This window comes from Agrobacterium bohemicum, assembly GCF_001562555.1.
Taxonomy (GTDB): Bacteria; Pseudomonadota; Alphaproteobacteria; order Rhizobiales; family Rhizobiaceae; genus Agrobacterium; species Agrobacterium bohemicum.
The window spans coordinates 50,794-65,783 of the sequence record NZ_KQ961028.1 but is presented as its reverse complement, the minus strand read 5'-3'; the positions used below and the strand labels follow the sequence as shown (position 1 = coordinate 65,783).

At 57.9% G+C, this 14,990-nt stretch carries 14 protein-coding genes and 1 pseudogene; 8 read left to right on the top strand and 7 right to left on the bottom strand.

The annotated features are described in order from the left end of the window. Positions 1-36: 36 nt before the first annotated feature. From ATO67_RS11090 to relB, 3 genes are read right to left on the bottom strand one after another with little or no spacing between them, the layout of a single operon-like run. Positions 37-801 carry a hypothetical protein gene (locus ATO67_RS11090; protein ID WP_067648490.1) on the bottom strand — a complete coding sequence of 255 codons (765 nt, stop codon included), beginning with the start codon at positions 799-801 and terminating at the stop codon, positions 37-39. After that, the gene (locus ATO67_RS11085) at positions 798-1,061 is read right to left on the bottom strand and encodes a type II toxin-antitoxin system RelE family toxin (RefSeq protein ID WP_067648487.1); all 264 of its coding nucleotides are present in this window, start codon (positions 1,059-1,061) and stop codon (positions 798-800) included. The genes ATO67_RS11090 and ATO67_RS11085 overlap by 4 nt, the downstream gene beginning before the upstream one ends. After that, positions 1,045-1,272 (bottom strand): type II toxin-antitoxin system RelB family antitoxin, encoded by a 228-nt coding sequence (relB, locus tag ATO67_RS11080; RefSeq protein WP_067648484.1) that lies wholly within the window; start codon positions 1,270-1,272, stop codon positions 1,045-1,047. The genes ATO67_RS11085 and relB overlap by 17 nt, the downstream gene beginning before the upstream one ends. Before the next feature lie 155 nt (positions 1,273-1,427). On the opposite strand from relB, the gene ATO67_RS11075 reads away from it, so the two are divergent. Further along, complete coding sequence (locus ATO67_RS11075; protein WP_067648481.1) at positions 1,428-3,089, top strand: histidine--tRNA ligase; 1,662 nt, start codon at positions 1,428-1,430, stop codon at positions 3,087-3,089. 17 nt (positions 3,090-3,106) lie between these two features. Here the strand turns inward: ATO67_RS11075 and ATO67_RS23460 are convergent. Continuing rightward, positions 3,107-3,264: pseudogene (locus tag ATO67_RS23460) on the bottom strand (bifunctional diaminohydroxyphosphoribosylaminopyrimidine deaminase/5-amino-6-(5-phosphoribosylamino)uracil reductase RibD); the annotation flags it as partial. A gap of 26 nt (positions 3,265-3,290) precedes the next feature. Here ATO67_RS23460 and ATO67_RS11070 point away from each other — a divergent pair. From ATO67_RS11070 to ATO67_RS11060, 3 genes are read left to right on the top strand one after another with little or no spacing between them, the layout of a single operon-like run. Beyond that, positions 3,291-4,412, top strand: a complete 1,122-nt coding sequence (locus tag ATO67_RS11070) for an ATP phosphoribosyltransferase regulatory subunit (protein ID WP_067648478.1) — start codon at positions 3,291-3,293, stop codon at positions 4,410-4,412. After that, the gene (gene hisG, locus ATO67_RS11065; RefSeq protein WP_067648475.1) at positions 4,409-5,104 is read left to right on the top strand and encodes an ATP phosphoribosyltransferase; all 696 of its coding nucleotides are present in this window, start codon (positions 4,409-4,411) and stop codon (positions 5,102-5,104) included. The genes ATO67_RS11070 and hisG overlap by 4 nt, the downstream gene beginning before the upstream one ends. A gap of 57 nt (positions 5,105-5,161) precedes the next feature. Next, positions 5,162-5,575, top strand: a complete 414-nt coding sequence (locus ATO67_RS11060) for a GFA family protein (RefSeq protein ID WP_067649039.1) — start codon at positions 5,162-5,164, stop codon at positions 5,573-5,575. A gap of 52 nt (positions 5,576-5,627) precedes the next feature. Here ATO67_RS11060 and ATO67_RS11055 read toward each other — a convergent pair whose 3' ends face one another. The 3 genes from ATO67_RS11055 to groES all read right to left on the bottom strand — a co-directional run bounded on the left by ATO67_RS11055 (position 5,628) and on the right by groES (position 8,273). Further along, the gene (locus tag ATO67_RS11055) at positions 5,628-6,074 is read right to left on the bottom strand and encodes a DoxX family protein (RefSeq protein WP_067648472.1); all 447 of its coding nucleotides are present in this window, start codon (positions 6,072-6,074) and stop codon (positions 5,628-5,630) included. 203 nt (positions 6,075-6,277) lie between these two features. Next, positions 6,278-7,912, bottom strand: coding sequence for a chaperonin GroEL (gene groL / locus ATO67_RS11050; RefSeq protein ID WP_067648469.1), 1,635 nt, complete (start codon positions 7,910-7,912; stop codon positions 6,278-6,280). Positions 7,913-7,976: 64 nt separating this feature from the next. Continuing rightward, complete coding sequence (gene groES / locus ATO67_RS11045) at positions 7,977-8,273, bottom strand: co-chaperone GroES (RefSeq protein ID WP_045229730.1); 297 nt, start codon at positions 8,271-8,273, stop codon at positions 7,977-7,979. Between the two features lie 172 nt (positions 8,274-8,445). Between groES and chrA the strand changes: the two genes are divergently transcribed. The 4 genes from chrA to ileS all read left to right on the top strand — a co-directional run bounded on the left by chrA (position 8,446) and on the right by ileS (position 14,940). Continuing rightward, complete coding sequence (chrA, locus tag ATO67_RS11040) at positions 8,446-9,774, top strand: chromate efflux transporter (protein WP_067648466.1); 1,329 nt, start codon at positions 8,446-8,448, stop codon at positions 9,772-9,774. A gap of 89 nt (positions 9,775-9,863) precedes the next feature. Further along, complete coding sequence (locus tag ATO67_RS11035; RefSeq protein ID WP_067648464.1) at positions 9,864-10,712, top strand: TIGR01459 family HAD-type hydrolase; 849 nt, start codon at positions 9,864-9,866, stop codon at positions 10,710-10,712. A 28-nt stretch (positions 10,713-10,740) separates the two neighbouring features. Continuing rightward, positions 10,741-11,721 carry a bifunctional riboflavin kinase/FAD synthetase gene (locus ATO67_RS11030; RefSeq protein WP_067648457.1) on the top strand — a complete coding sequence of 327 codons (981 nt, stop codon included), beginning with the start codon at positions 10,741-10,743 and terminating at the stop codon, positions 11,719-11,721. A 252-nt stretch (positions 11,722-11,973) separates the two neighbouring features. Continuing rightward, positions 11,974-14,940 (top strand): isoleucine--tRNA ligase, encoded by a 2,967-nt coding sequence (gene ileS / locus ATO67_RS11025; RefSeq protein ID WP_067649035.1) that lies wholly within the window; start codon positions 11,974-11,976, stop codon positions 14,938-14,940. Positions 14,941-14,990 lie beyond the last annotated feature (50 nt).

The window sequence follows — 14,990 nt, the reverse complement described above, 5'->3', positions numbered from 1 at the left end:
GGAGCTTAGCCCCTTAAACCGGACAGGAAAATGGCTTTATGTCAGTTCGCTGGCCACAACTTTGTGAATGATCTGGTAATCGCGGCTCTCCTCGCCAAATGGCGCCACCGGCCAGTCCCAACCTCGGGCGATTTTGGGAACCGCCACGCCATGCAGCAAATCTTCCTGCTGGCGTATGCTGCCGTTTCTGTCGATAACCTCAAACGACCTGTCGGTGATAAGGCATGCCTTGCAGGGAAGGCCCGATAACCCATCCAGATGCGCGTGGACGAGGCGCGGCAGCGTATCATCAGGCATTCCATTGTCAGGTTGTTTTTCCAGCCGGTTGCGAACGCCGGTGCCGATCTGCGACAGAAGATTGGCCGAGATGACGAGGTCTAGATACGGGACCAGCCGCAGGAATGCCAAGGGTTCCGGCTGTCGTCCCGCCTCCAGATCGGCATAGCCTGAGAGGTCTCGATGGTTCAGAACGACCGTTCTGCTGTGGCGCGCGTAAAGCCTGGCGCGGATGCTGGCCAGATGCACCAGATCAACCAGAACCACGGTATCGAATGCCCCGGCCAACTGTTGAAGCGGCACGTCCCGCAACAAGCCAGAGCCCAACACGACGGCGGTGCGTCTCTGCTTTAGCTTGTTGACGGTGGAGAGGATGAAGCGTTTGCTTTTCTCCTCATGTTCCGCCCACGCTTTTTTACAGCGGTTCGCCCGCGCCCAGAGATTGATGGAATAGCGCACATGGGGCCGAAATTCCGGCGGCGTCTTCGCATAGGTCGCGGCGTAATTGATGGCTTCGAGGATCATGGTTCAGCGATGGACTTCTCGGGCAGGTGGCCGATTTCGATGACGAGTATAGACTGCTTTTGATCTTGGATGTCGCAAATGAGCCGCAAGCCGCGTTCCCGATATCGCCAGTAGGTGCCGAGATTTGTGCCGATTTTGCGCGGGTCGTCTAACACCGCCACCTGCTCATGTAAAAACGAGCGGATGTGATGGCGAAGACTTGGATCGATGTCTCCGACTTTTGTCTGGAAATCCGAGTGGTACTCAATTTTCCAGGTCACGCCACATCGCCTCTGCGCTTACCATCTTCGATTCACCACGCTGAATTCGGCGCGTCGCCTCTTCTGCCAGATACAAATCCTCCATATCCTCAATGTGCTTTTCGATCGCCTCGCGGATATAATAGGCGGATGTTCGGCCCGTGCGCTCGGATAGCGCTTTCAGGCGGTCGAATGTTTCGTCAGGCAGGCGGATGGCGGTTTGTTTGCTCATGGCTGTGTTGTCCCCGTAGGCGATTGGGATGCGTGTATCCCAGATAGCACAGCTTCCGTTGCTGCGCTAGCAAAACCAGCGCCTGCGGCCTTGCCGCACAGGGCTTCATCCTCTAATACGGCGGCTTGAATTTCAAGAATACCGGATCGGCAATCATGAGCGAAAAACAGAAGAAGCCTCAGAAACTGAAAGCCCGCCTGCCGCGCGGCTTCACGGACCGTTCGGCTGCCGATATCCATGCCACCAATGAAATGATCGAGAAAATCCGTGGCGTTTACGAACTCTACGGTTTCGACCCCATTGAAACGCCGCTGTTCGAATATACCGATGCACTCGGCAAGTTCCTGCCCGATAGCGACCGCCCCAATGAAGGCGTGTTTTCGCTGACCGATGACGACGACCAGTGGATGAGCCTGCGCTACGACCTCACCGCACCGCTCGCCCGCCATGTCGCTGAAAACTTCAACGAGATACAGCTACCATACCGCACCTATCGCGCCGGCTATGTCTTCCGCAACGAAAAGCCCGGCCCCGGCCGCTTCCGCCAGTTCATGCAGTTCGATGCCGATACCATTGGAGCGTTCGGCGTTCAGGCCGATGCTGAAATGTGCATGATGATGGCGGATACGCTGGAAGCTCTGGGCATCAAGCGCGGCGATTACGTGATCCGCGTGAACAACCGAGCATTATTGGATTCTGTTCTAGCCGCTAGAGGCGTGAACGAGTCGCAGAAGGTCAACGTTCTCAGAAGCTTGGATAAGTTTGATAAGTTCGGTTGGGATGGTGTTTTTCAGCTGCTTACTTCCGGCCGTAAAGATGAAAGCGGTGATTTCACAAAAGGCGCCGGACTATCGAGCGATCAAGCTAAAGCATTATACAGGCTCTTCGCAAATCCTGTCGTTGATAGTCGAGATGACGAACCACTTAGAATTACAATCGGCCAAGAGACAGTTAGTTGGCCGAAATCACGGAGAGAATTCTTCTCCGATTTCCGTCGGGACGGAAAGCCCATATTAGATGATGAACAGGTCCAGTCAGGCGCGTTCGATTGGCTGATGCCCATTATGATGCTTTTATCTGATCCTATTGACGGCACTGACGTCGATTTTAGCCCCCTAATTGCGTTGTTCGATATTAGTGGACTTGTTAGCTCCGCTGGCTACGGCAATGATCGAATCAAGATTGATCTGTCCTGCGTCCGAGGCCTCGAATACTACACCGGCCCCGTCTACGAAGCTGAACTCACCTTCGACGTTACCAACGAAAAGGGCGAAAAGGTCGTCTTCGGTTCTGTCGGCGGCGGTGGTCGTTATGATGGTCTGGTGTCGCGCTTCATGGGTCAGCCAGTTCCGGCAACTGGCTTCTCCATCGGCGTTTCGCGCCTGATGACGGCGCTGAAGAATCTCGGCAAGCTTGGCCAGACAAAGCCGCTCGCGCCCGTCCTCGTCACCGTCATGGATGGTGATGTGGAGAGCATGGGGCGTTATCAGCGCTTCACGCAGGCGCTGCGCAATGAAGGCATTCGTGCTGAAATGTACCAGGGCAACTGGAAGAAATTCGGCAACCAACTGAAATATGCCGACCGCATGGACGCGCCGCTGGCGATCATTCAGGGCAGCGACGAGCGTGCCGCCGGGATTGTGCAGATCAAGGATTTGATCGAAGGCAAGCGTCTGTCCGGCGAAATCGAGGACAACGCCGCATGGCGCGAGGCCCGCGTGGCGCAGGAAACGGTGCCGGAAGCGGAACTGGTTGCCAAGGTGAAAGAGATTCTGGCGGCTCAGGCCGAGGATCGGCTGCGGGCGCAAGGCAATTAAGCCGATGAGCCTAGCCCGCCCCCCTCTGCCCTGCCGGGCATCTCCCCCACAGGTGGGGAGATTGAATCGCGGTAACCTCTCGCCCATCGGTAACGCTGCGGGAAGAGCGGGGGCTAAGCGTCTTGCCGATCTCCCTCCTTGTGGGGGAGATGCCCGGCAGGGCAGAGGGGGGTATGTCACTCGCCGTACAGGAGCCATCTCATGCCCATGATAGACATGCCGGATTTTGCCGGTGAGCTTCTGGATGAATTCCGTGCGCGCCGCACCAGCCGCGTCAACACACCGGTCATCCAGCCCGCAGAACCGTTTCTGGATATGGCTGGGGAAGACCTGCGTCGCCGGATTTTCCTGACGGAGAGCGAAACGGGAGCAAGCCTGTGCCTGCGCCCTGAATTCACCATTCCGGTCTGCCTGCGTCACATCGAAACCGCAACAGGCACACCGAAACGTTATTCCTATCTGGGTGAAGTGTTCCGCCAGCGTCGCGAAGGTGCAAACGAGTTCTATCAGGCTGGGATCGAGGATTTGGGCGATACGGATATCGCCGCCGCCGATGCTCGCGCCGTTAGCGATGCTATCGGAATTCTGACCCGCCTTCTTCCGGGACGCAAGTTAACTGTGACGCTGGGCGATCAGCAGGTGTTCGAAGCCGTTGTGGCAGCCCTCGGTCTGCCGCTCGGCTGGCAGAAGCGGCTGGTGCAGGCGTTTGGCGATATCGCGCAACTGGAAGCGCTGCTGCAAAGCCTCGTCAGCCCCAAGCCGATGACAGGACTTGACGCGCGCGTTGCGGGCCTGCTGGCCACGGGTGAGGAAAAGGTGCTGGTCGACTATATCGACAGTGTCATGGAAGACACCGGCTATTCCACCAATGCCAGCCGCTCCCCGCAAGAAATCGCCCGCCGTCTGCGCGAAAAGCTGGCGCTGGCCGCCACGCGCCTGCCGGATGAAAGTTTCGAGCTGCTAAAGCAGTTTCTGAGCCTCCAGGCACCGCTGTCGCAGGCATCGCAGACGCTTGCCGAGTTTGCCGACAAGGCCAAGCTGAAATTGCAGGCCGCATTGTCTGCCTTCGACGCCCGCGTTGCAGCGCTTGCCAATGGTGGTGTCGATCTGGATACGATCACCTATGGCGCAGCCTTCGGGCGTCCGCTGGATTACTACACCGGTCTGGTGTTCGAAGTGAGCGTGCAAGGTGAGGGGGCAGTGCTGGCAGGTGGCGGTCGGTTCGACCGGCTGATGACGTTGCTCGGCGCAAAAGACAAAATCCCGGCGGTCGGTTTTTCACTCTGGCTGGATCGTATCGAAGCCGTGAGGGCCAAACCATGACCATCACCATTGCCTTGCCCTCCAAGGGTCGCATGAAGGAAGACGCCTCCGCCATTCTGGAGCGCGCAGGGCTGAAGGTCGTTGCCATCGGCAATGACCGCTCCTATCGCGGCCGTATCGAAGGGCGCGACGATATCGAGATCGCCTATCTCTCGGCCTCCGAAATCGCCCGCGAGATCGGCAACGGCACCGTGGATTTCGGCGTCACCGGCGAAGACCTCGTGCGTGAAGATTTGAGTGATGTGGATAAGCGCGTCGAGTTCTGCGCCCGCCTCGGTTTTGGCCATGCCGATGTCGTCGTGGCCGTGCCTGAGATATGGCTGGATGTGGACAGCATGGCCGATCTGGGCGATGTCGCCGCCGAATTTCGCGCCCGCCACGGACGCCGCCTTGCCATCGCCACGAAATACTGGCGGCTGACGCAACAGTTCTTCTCCCGCCAGCACGGTATCCAGCTTTACCGCATTGTCGAAAGCCTTGGCGCGACAGAAGGTGCACCGGCGGCAGGGCAGGCGGATATCATCGTTGATATCACCTCCACAGGCTCGACGCTCAAGGCAAACCACCTGAAAATCCTGACCGATGGCATCATTCTGCGCTCGGAAGCCTGCTTCGTGCGGGCGCGAAAGCCAGAACATGAGGGTGACGCGGTAGTACAAGACATCATCGCGCGCGTTCAATCCGCCGTCTAATCCTTGGTTTATTCAGGGGCTGCTTTATGATGGTCTCCTTGGAGAAGGAGTGTCATGATGCATATTACAGGCCAGTGCCAGTGCGGCCATATCCAGTTTGAGGCAGAAGCCGATCCCAATCGCGTTGGCATTTGCCATTGTACGGATTGCCAGCGGCTGACCGGCTCGCCCTTTCGGGTCACGCTGCTGGTCAAACGCTCCGACCTTAAAATCGGGAATCATCAGCCGAAGGTCTATCGGAAAACCGGCGATAACGGCCGCCCGCGCAACCAGCATTTTTGCCCGGAGTGCGGTTCGCCTCTGTTCACCAGCGGCGAGGGTGATGAGGCAAAGGAATGGGGCATTCGCTGGGGCAGCATCAATGAGCGCAACGCGCTGGTCCCCAAGGCGCAGATATGGACCCGTTCCGCCGTGGATTGGTTAGCCGATATCGAGCATCTACCGGGTTACGAAAAAGACTACACGGGATGAAAAAAGGCCGCCGGAGCAATCCAGCGGCCTTTTTTACGAATTGAAGATCAGTTTATGCGCGAGCGAGGCTGAGGCCACGGCGGGCGTCGAGCGAGTAAGCGCCTGCGCCGAAAGTTGCGAGCAGGATGTAAGCACCGGCAAGCGTGATGTTCTTCATCAGCATGATGCCGTTCAGCGTGTTGATCCAGCCGAGAGCCGCATCCGGCCAGCCTGGAACAACAACCGTGCCGCTGTGGAAAACGAGACCGGTGAAGACGCAGAAGACGGCAAGCGCCCAAGCGGCAACCTTGGTCTGGAAGCCAACGAGGATGGCAAGACCGGCGACCAGCTCAAACGCGCCTGCAAGATAGGCCAGAGCTGTCGCCGCGGGCAAACCAGCGCCGGTGATCATACCGGCAGTGCCCGCAGGATCGGTCAGTTTGCCGAAGCCCGAGAGAATGAAGATGAAGGAAAGAAGGATGCGTGCAATGAGCACGAGTGCGTTCTGGCTGCTGGACATGGAAGTCTCCAAAGATGGTGCCGGATGGCATGAATGTATGCCCGACATATGCGCCAAATTGCCGCCTCGGAATAGATGAACAAGTAGAGACTAATTGTTCACTATTTGAAGACAGTGAGCGTTTTCATCATTGCTTGTAAAGCCACAACAAAAAAAGGCGGCCCGTGAGGACCGCCTTTCCGTATTTCAGAAGATAGGACTTCTTAGAAGTCCATACCGCCCATTCCGCCGCCAGGCATCTGTGGCATTGCCGATTCCTTCTTAGGAAGTTCAGCAATCATGGCTTCTGTCGTGATCAGCAGGGAAGCAACCGAAGCTGCGTTCTGCAAAGCTGTACGAACAACCTTGACCGGGTCAACGATACCCATGGTGATCATGTCGCCATATTCAGAAGTCTGGGCGTTGTAGCCGTAGTTCTCTTCGTTCTTGTCGAGAATCTTGCCAACAACGATGGAAGCTTCGTCACCAGCGTTTTCAGCAATCTGGCGAACCAGCGACTGAAGAGCGCGGCGAACGATGTTGATGCCAGCTTCCTGGTCGTCGTTTGCACCCTTTACGGTGATCTTCGTGGAAGAGCGCAGAAGAGCAGTACCGCCGCCAGCGACGATGCCTTCCTGAACAGCAGCGCGCGTCGCATTGAGAGCGTCGTCGATGCGGTCCTTCTTTTCCTTCACTTCGATTTCCGTGGAGCCGCCAACGCGGATAACGGCAACACCGCCAGCGAGCTTGGCAAGACGTTCCTGCAGCTTTTCGCGGTCGTAATCGGAAGATGTTTCTTCGATCTGGGCCTTGATCTGCGCAACGCGGCCTTCGATGTCGGACTTCTGGCCCGAACCGTCAACGATCGTTGTGTTTTCTTTGGTGATCGAAACTTTCTTCGCCTTGCCGAGCATGTCGAGCGTGACGTTTTCAAGCTTGATGCCGATATCTTCGGAGATAACGGTACCGCCGGTCAGGATCGCGATGTCTTCGAGCATTGCCTTGCGGCGATCGCCGAAGCCAGGAGCCTTGACGGCAGCAATCTTCAGGCCGCCACGCAGCTTGTTGACGACGAGCGTTGCAAGAGCTTCGCCTTCGACGTCTTCAGCGATGATGACGAGTGGCTTGCCGGTCTGAACGACAGCTTCGAGAACAGGCAGCATGGCCTGAAGGTTCGAAAGCTTCTTCTCGTGGAGAAGAATATAAGCGTCTTCCAGGTCAGCAACCATCTTTTCAGGGTTGGTGACGAAGTAAGGCGACAGGTAACCGCGGTCGAACTGCATGCCTTCAACGACTTCAAGTTCGGTTTCGGCGGTCTTGGCTTCTTCAACCGTGATGACGCCTTCGTTGCCAACCTTCTGCATGGCTTCAGCAATGTCGAGACCGACCTGCTTGTCGCCGTTTGCAGAGATCGTACCAACCTGTGCAACTTCTTCCGATGTGGAGATCTTCTTGGCCTTGGCCTGAAGGTCCTTCACAACTTCGGTCACTGCGAGGTCGATACCGCGCTTAAGGTCCATCGGGTTCATGCCGGCTGCAACAGCCTTGTTGCCTTCGCGAACGATGGCCTGTGCAAGAACGGTCGCAGTCGTGGTGCCGTCACCGGCGATGTCGTTGGTCTTCGAAGCAACTTCGCGGACCATCTGTGCGCCCATGTTTTCGAACTTGTCTTCAAGTTCGATTTCCTTGGCGACAGAAACGCCGTCCTTGGTGATGCGAGGTGCGCCGAAGGACTTGTCGATGATGACGTTACGGCCCTTAGGACCAAGCGTTACCTTCACTGCGTCTGCGAGAATATCGACGCCACGGAGCATCTTTTCGCGCGCTGTGCGGCCGAATTTAATTTCTTTAGCTGCCATTGTAGCAAACTCCCGGGCTCATTGCCCATTGGTTGTCATGGAAAAGTGAGAAGAACCGGCCAGATCAGCCGATAACGCCCATGATGTCGGATTCCTTCATGATCAGAAGGTCTTCGCCGTCGAGCTTGACTTCGGTGCCGGACCACTTGCCGAACAGAACGCGGTCGCCAGCCTTGACGTCCAAAGGAACGAGCTTGCCGCTATCATCGCGAGCGCCAGTGCCAACAGCGACGATTTCGCCTTCCTGTGGCTTTTCCTTGGCGGTATCAGGAATGATGATGCCGCCCTTTGTCTTTGCTTCAGACTCGACGCGACGTACAACGACGCGGTCATGCAGCGGACGGAATGTTGTGCTTGTCATTAGTCTAATCCCTCGATCAAATGACCTGAACGAACCTCACAAAAAGGTCCGAGTGATGATTGTTAGCACTCCCTGTTGTGGAGTGCCAGCGAGACGGAGATAAGCAGGCTATGGGACTGAGTCAAGGACGGACTGTCGGAAAAATTTCATGTAAAATGGTTACTACCACCGCATGACAGAATTTTTACACAACGATATTTCCCCGCCACCCCCTTCCTTTTGGGAGATGACCGCCGTGTTCGGTCGCATCGGCCTGCTGAGTTTCGGCGGCCCTGCCGGACAGATCGGCCTGATGCACCGTGTGCTGGTGGACGAGAAGGGCTGGCTGACCGAAGAACGGTTCCTCCATGCCCTGAATTACTGCATGCTTTTGCCGGGACCGGAGGCCCAGCAATTGGCAACCTATTCCGGCTGGTTGCTGCATGGCAGGCGGGGTGGCATCGTCGCCGGTACGCTGTTCATTCTGCCGGGATTCCTGGTCATCGTCGCGCTGGCGTCAGCCTATGCGCTTTATCAGGATACGCACTGGTTGCCGGCACTTCTGTCCGGCTTGAAAGCGGGTGTTCTGGCCATTGTCCTGGAGGCATTGCTGCGGGTTGCCAAAAGGGCATTGACCAACCGGTCGCTGGTCGTCATCGCGGCTGCGGCCTTTATCGCCTTGTTTTTCTTCGGCATCCCCTTTCCGCTCGTTATTCTCGCGGCCGGGATTATCGGCTTTGCCAAGGGCAGGGGAAGTGCGCTTTCGCCACTGGAAAAAGGTGGGGAGATGACAGCAACGCCATCATGGAAACGGCTGGTTCTAGGCCTCCTGTTCGGTGTCGTGATCTGGCAATTGCCGCTGCTGCTGCTGTGGGTGATGACAGGACCCGGCACGCTCGTCGATCTGCAGATATTTTTTTCCAAAATGGCTGTGGTGACGTTCGGCGGTGCCTATGCGGTGTTGGCCTATGTTGCGCAGGTGGCGGTGGATACGCATGGCTGGATGATGCCGGGCGAGATGCTTGATGGCTTGGCGCTGGCAGAAGCGACACCGGGTCCGCTGGTGCTGGTGCTGTCTTACATCGGGTTTCTTGCCGCCTTCCGCCATCCCGGATTGTTCGACCCGATGACATCGGGCATTTTGGGTGCCAGCGTTGCGGCATGGGCAACCTTCGTGCCGAGCTTCATATTTATTTTCGCAGGCGCGCCCTATATGGAGAAACTGCGCCACAACCGCCTTTTGTCGGCAGCGCTTGCGGCCATTACTGCGGCGGTTGTCGGGGTCATTCTCAACCTGTCCGTCTGGTTCGGCCTTCACGTGCTCTTTGCCGAAGTCGAACGAATTCCGCTTCTGCCCGCGGTCAATCTCCATGTGTCGTGGCCAGCCTGGCAGACGCTTGATCTGTTTTCGCTTTGCCTGTTCATCGTCTCGGCCACCACGCTTTTCCGGCTGAAACTGGGCATGCTGCCGGTTTTGGGATTGTGTATCACGGCGGGTTTCGTGAGGCTCTGGCTGACATAACCGGGCCGGAGTCCTGCTTTTTCGCTTGCCATCGCCATCCCGCTTTGCGATGTCACAGCGTGAATTCACGGAACGCTTGGAATTATTAAATGGCCCATCGCATTGCCACGCTTGGCGACATCACCGCTCAGTTCGACGTTATTCTGTCTGATGTGTGGGGGGTGTTGCACAATGGTGTGTCTGTTTTTCCGGACGCCGCTATTGCACTGGAAGCGGCGCGCAAGGCGGGCAAGACTGTGGTGCTCATCACCAATTCACCGCGCCCGGCACCCGGCGTCATTACGCAATTGCGGGCTTTCGGCATTTCCGATAGCGCCTATGACCGTATCGTCACATCTGGCGATGTAACGCGCGGTCTGATCGCCGTTGGGCCGAAGAAAATCTTTCTCCTCGGCCCCGAGCGCGATCTGCCGTTGCTGGAAGGTCTGGATGTCGAGGTCGCCGCAGAAGCAGAAGCGACGGCCGTTGTCTGCACCGGCTTTTTCGATGACGAAACCGAAACGCCGGAAGACTACACGGATATGCTCAAGGGCTTCATTGCTCGTTCCGTGCCGATGATCTGCGCCAACCCGGATCTGGTGGTTGAGCGCGGTGAGCGCATCATTCCCTGCGCCGGTGCCATGGCCGCCTATTATGAGCAGCTTGGTGGTGAAGTGCGCATCGCCGGCAAACCGCATGCACCGATCTACGAGGCCTGCATGGCTGCGGCCAAAGAGGTGCGCGGCGAATTTGCAAAAGACCGCGTGCTGGCCATCGGCGATGGCATGCCGACGGATGTGAAGGGTGCCATCAATGCGGGCCTCCAGCTTCTGTATATCAGCGGCGGCATTCACGCGGCGGAATATACGCTGAACGGTGAAACCGACGAGTCGCTGATGAATGCCTATCTGAAAGGCCAGAACGCAGCCCCCGGCTGGTGGATGCCGCGTCTTGCCTAATTGTGTGGCATCGGAATAGAGTCTGCCCATGACCGTGTTTCATCGCAATGAAAAGAAGGAGCAGCTGCCCGAAAACCTGAAGGGCGGCGTCATCGCCATTGGCAATTTCGATGGCGTGCATCGCGGCCACCGCGCGGTGCTGGACCATGCGCTGGAGCTTGCCGCATCCCGCAATGCTCCCGCCCTGGTGCTGACATTCGAGCCGCATCCGCGCACAGTCTTTCGCCCCGAAACGCCGGTTTTCCGCCTCACCCCTGCGTCCGTCAAGGCGCGAGTTCTGGAAGCGGAAGGGTTCAACTCCGTCATCGAATATCCTTTCGACCGGGATTTCTCGCAGCGCTCTGCGGAAGATTTCGTCAAATCCATTCTGGTCGACTGGCTGGGTGCAAGTGCCGTCGTCACCGGCGTCGATTTCCACTTCGGCAAGGCACGCGAAGGTGGCCCGGCCTATCTGATGGCGGCAGGCAAACGGCACGGCTTCGATGTCATGCTGATCGATTCCTTCCGCGATGAGGGTGCCGAAATCGTCTCCTCCAGCCGCATCCGGGAATTGCTGGCGCAGGGCGATGTCGCCGGTGCCGCCGGTCTGCTGGGGTATCGTTACACCGTCGAAGCGGAAGTGATCGGCGGGCAGAAACTCGGCCGCACGCTGGGTTACCCCACCGCCAACATGGCGCTACCGCCGGAAACGGAACTGAAACCCGGCATCTACGCCGTGCGGTTCCGCCGCGCAGACGGATCGCTCCATGATGGCGTTGCCAGCTTCGGCTATCGCCCGACGGTGACAGAGGATGGCGCAGCCCTTCTCGAAACCTTCCTCTTTGATTTTTCCGGCGATCTCTATGGCGAGATTTGCTCTGTGTCTTTCTTCGGCCATCTGCGCGACGAGCTGAAATTCGACGGGCTGGAAGCTCTGGTCGCCCAGATCAAGCGAGACGAGGAAGAGGCGAGGGCTCTGCTCTTGGGGGTAACGCCGCTCGGAGAACTGGATGCACGTATCGCATTTTAAGCGCGTGGACGCTTGTGTGGCATCTATTCCCTTTTCAAACGCTGAAAAAACACATAAACAGACGGCCATGCACCAATTTCGGTCGACGTTCATATCCCGAATTATTGGCCCGGCCTTTCGCGCGCAGTAAGCAGCCGAAAGGTCCGGGATTTCGGCGCTTGCCTTGAGCGCCTTCCGCTTTAGCCCTCTTGCACTCAAGACGGCGTGACCCTGAGATTGTTCTCATTCGGGGCGCCGCATAACGGTATGATCATGAACGACACCGCACAAACACCAGACTATTCCAAGACGCTTTACCTGCCGCAGACGGATTTTCCGATGCGCGCCGGTCTGCCGCAAAAAGAGCCTGAAACCGTTGCCCGCTGGCAGCAGATGGGCCTTTACAAGAAGCTGCGTGCGTCCGCCGCTGGCCGCGAAAAATTCGTGCTGCATGATGGCCCCCCCTATGCCAATGGCAATATCCACATCGGCCATGCGCTGAACAAGATCCTTAAAGACGTCATCACCCGTTCGTTCCAGATGCGCGGTTTCGACGCCAATTACGTTCCCGGCTGGGATTGCCACGGCCTTCCCATCGAGTGGAAGATCGAGGAAGCCTACCGCGCCAAGGGCAAGAACAAGGACGAGGTCCCGATCAACGAATTCCGTCAGGAATGCCGCGAATTCGCCGCAGGTTGGATCGAGAAGCAATCGGCTGAGTTCAAGCGTCTGGGCATCGAAGGCGATTTCGAAAACCCCTACACGACCATGAACTTCCACGCGGAAGCGCGTATCGCTGGCGAGTTGCTGAAGATCGCCAAGAGCGGCCAGCTTTATCGCGGCTCCAAGCCGGTCATGTGGTCGGTTGTCGAGCGCACTGCTCTGGCTGAGGCCGAGGTAGAGTATGCGGATGTCGAGAGCGACATGATCTGGGTGAAGTTCCCGGTGGTGGTCGTGGAAGGCGCGGCGAAGGCAGAATGGTTGTCCGATACGAACGCAAAAATGCCTTTTGTCAACGCTTTAAATGACCTTGAACGTGCCTCCGTCGTCATCTGGACAACAACCCCGTGGACCATCCCCGGCAACCGCGCCATCTCCTTCTCCTCGCGCTTCCCTTACGGTTTGTTCGAAGTGGAAACGGCTGAGAACGACTTCGGCCCGCAGCCGGGTGAAAAGCTGATCTTCGCAACAAAGCTGGCTGACGAAGCCGCCAAGAAGGCGAAGCTGACCTTCAAGTTCGTTCGCCCCGTTACGCCGGAAGAACTCGGCGCGATCACTTGCGCCCATCCTTTGGCTCACCTCGGCTACGATTTCGCGGTTCCGCTTCTCGATGGCGATCACGTCACCGATGATGCCGGTACGGGCTTCGTGCACACCGCACCAAGCCATGGTCGTGAAGACTTTGACGCATGGACGTCCAAGGCTCGTGAGATCGAAGCGCGTGGCATCTCGTCCAAGATCCCGTTCCCGGTTGGCGACGATGGTTTCTACACCGAAGACGCCCCCGGTTTTGGCCCATCTGCCGAAGGTGGCGCTGCGCGTGTGATGGACGACAACGGCAAGAAGGGTGACGCAAACGAGCGTGTCATCAAGGCGCTGATTGCGGCCAACAACCTGTTTGCCCGTGGCCGTCTTAAGCACAGCTATCCGCATAGCTGGCGCTCCAAGAAGCCGGTCATCTTCCGCAATACGCCGCAATGGTTTGTCTATATGGACAAGGAATTGGGCGATGGCACCACGCTGCGCTCGCGCTCGCTTTCCGCCATCGATGACACCCGTTTCGTGCCAGCCGCTGGTCAAAACCGCCTGCGCGCCATGATCGAGAACCGCCCGGATTGGGTGCTGTCGCGCCAGCGCGCATGGGGCGTACCGATCGCGGTATTCGCTGATGAGCATGGCGAAGTTTTGCTGGACGAGGCCGTTAACGCCCGCATTCTGGAGGCCTTCGAGGCCGAAGGTGCGGATGCTTGGTTTGCGGATGGTGCCAAGGAACGCTTCCTCGGCAACGACCACGATCACGCCAAGTGGCATCAGGTGCGCGATATCCTCGACGTCTGGTTCGACTCGGGCTGCACGCACACCTTCACGCTGGAAGATCGCTCGGACCTGAAATGGCCTGCCGACGTCTATCTGGAAGGCTCCGACCAGCATCGCGGCTGGTTCCATTCGTCGCTGCTGGAAAGCTGCGCGACGCGCGGTCGTGCGCCTTACAACGCGGTCGTCACCCATGGTTTCACCATGGATGAGCAGGGCCGCAAGCAGTCCAAGTCGCTCGGCAATGTCGTGGCACCGCAGGATGTGATGAAGGAATCCGGCGCCGATATCCTGCGTCTCTGGGTCATGACCACGGATTATTGGGAAGACCAGCGTCTGGGCAAGGCCATCATCCAGACCAACATCGACGCCTACCGCAAGCTGCGCAACACCATCCGCTGGATGCTGGGCACGCTGGCGCATGACAAGGGCGAAGACATCGCTTACGCTGATTTGCCCGAGCTGGAACAGCTGGTGCTGCACCGCCTGTCCGAGCTGGATCAGGTCGTGCGTGATGGTTACGACGCCTTCGACTTCAAGAAGATCACCCGTGCGCTGATCGATTTCGCCAATGTCGAGCTGTCGGCCTTCTACTTCGATATCCGTAAGGATGCGCTCTATTGCGATGCCCCGTCGTCGCTGAAGCGCCGTGCATCTCTATCGGTCATCGCCAAGCTGTTCGATTGCCTCGTCACATGGCTGGCACCGATGCTGCCCTTCACCACGGAAGAGGCATGGCTTTCGCGTTACTCGGATGCGGAATCCGTGCATCTCGTGCAGTTCCCGGGTGTGCCTGCGGAATGGAAGAACGAGGCCTTGGAAGCCAAGTGGGACAAGATACGCAAGGTGCGCACCGTCGTCACCGGCGCTCTGGAAGTCGAGCGTCGCGAAAAGCGCATCGGTTCTTCGCTGGAAGCAGCGCCTGTCGTGCATGTTGCCGATCCGGAACTGCTGGCAGCGCTCGAGGGTCAGGATTTCGCTGAAATCTGCATCACCTCGGCTATCTCGGTCGTCTCGGGTGAAGGCCCGGCAGATGCCTTCCGTTTGGGCGAGGTCCAGAAGGTGTCGGTCGAGCAGAAGCTGGCCGAGGGACGCAAATGCGCGCGTTCCTGGCGGATCACCGCCGATGTTGGTTCGGACGCTGCGTTTCCCGACGTCTCGGCGCGTGATGCCGCAGCACTGCGGGAACTGGGCGTTGCCGTCTAAGAAAAGTGCCGGGTGAATTGCACTTTGAGCGTTCATCCGGTAAACCTGCC

Excerpts from the sequence above, each read along its gene's own strand:
- ileS (WP_067649035.1), top strand. The coding sequence starts at position 11,974 with ATGAACGACACCGCACAAACACCAGACTATTCCAAGACGCTTTACCTG.
- ATO67_RS11070 (WP_067648478.1), top strand. The coding sequence starts at position 3,291 with ATGCCCATGATAGACATGCCGGATTTTGCCGGTGAGCTTCTGGATGAA.
- ATO67_RS11075 (WP_067648481.1), top strand. The coding sequence starts at position 1,428 with ATGAGCGAAAAACAGAAGAAGCCTCAGAAACTGAAAGCCCGCCTGCCG.
- ATO67_RS11090 (WP_067648490.1), bottom strand. The coding sequence starts at position 801 with ATGATCCTCGAAGCCATCAATTACGCCGCGACCTATGCGAAGACGCCG.
- ATO67_RS11055 (WP_067648472.1), bottom strand. The coding sequence starts at position 6,074 with ATGTCCAGCAGCCAGAACGCACTCGTGCTCATTGCACGCATCCTTCTT.
- groES (WP_045229730.1), bottom strand. The coding sequence starts at position 8,273 with ATGACAAGCACAACATTCCGTCCGCTGCATGACCGCGTCGTTGTACGT.
- groL (WP_067648469.1), bottom strand. The coding sequence starts at position 7,912 with ATGGCAGCTAAAGAAATTAAATTCGGCCGCACAGCGCGCGAAAAGATG.
- chrA (WP_067648466.1), top strand. The coding sequence starts at position 8,446 with ATGACAGAATTTTTACACAACGATATTTCCCCGCCACCCCCTTCCTTT.
- ATO67_RS11035 (WP_067648464.1), top strand. The coding sequence starts at position 9,864 with ATGGCCCATCGCATTGCCACGCTTGGCGACATCACCGCTCAGTTCGAC.
- ATO67_RS11060 (WP_067649039.1), top strand. The coding sequence starts at position 5,162 with ATGCATATTACAGGCCAGTGCCAGTGCGGCCATATCCAGTTTGAGGCA.
- ATO67_RS11030 (WP_067648457.1), top strand. The coding sequence starts at position 10,741 with ATGACCGTGTTTCATCGCAATGAAAAGAAGGAGCAGCTGCCCGAAAAC.
- hisG (WP_067648475.1), top strand. The coding sequence starts at position 4,409 with ATGACCATCACCATTGCCTTGCCCTCCAAGGGTCGCATGAAGGAAGAC.
- relB (WP_067648484.1), bottom strand. The coding sequence starts at position 1,272 with ATGAGCAAACAAACCGCCATCCGCCTGCCTGACGAAACATTCGACCGC.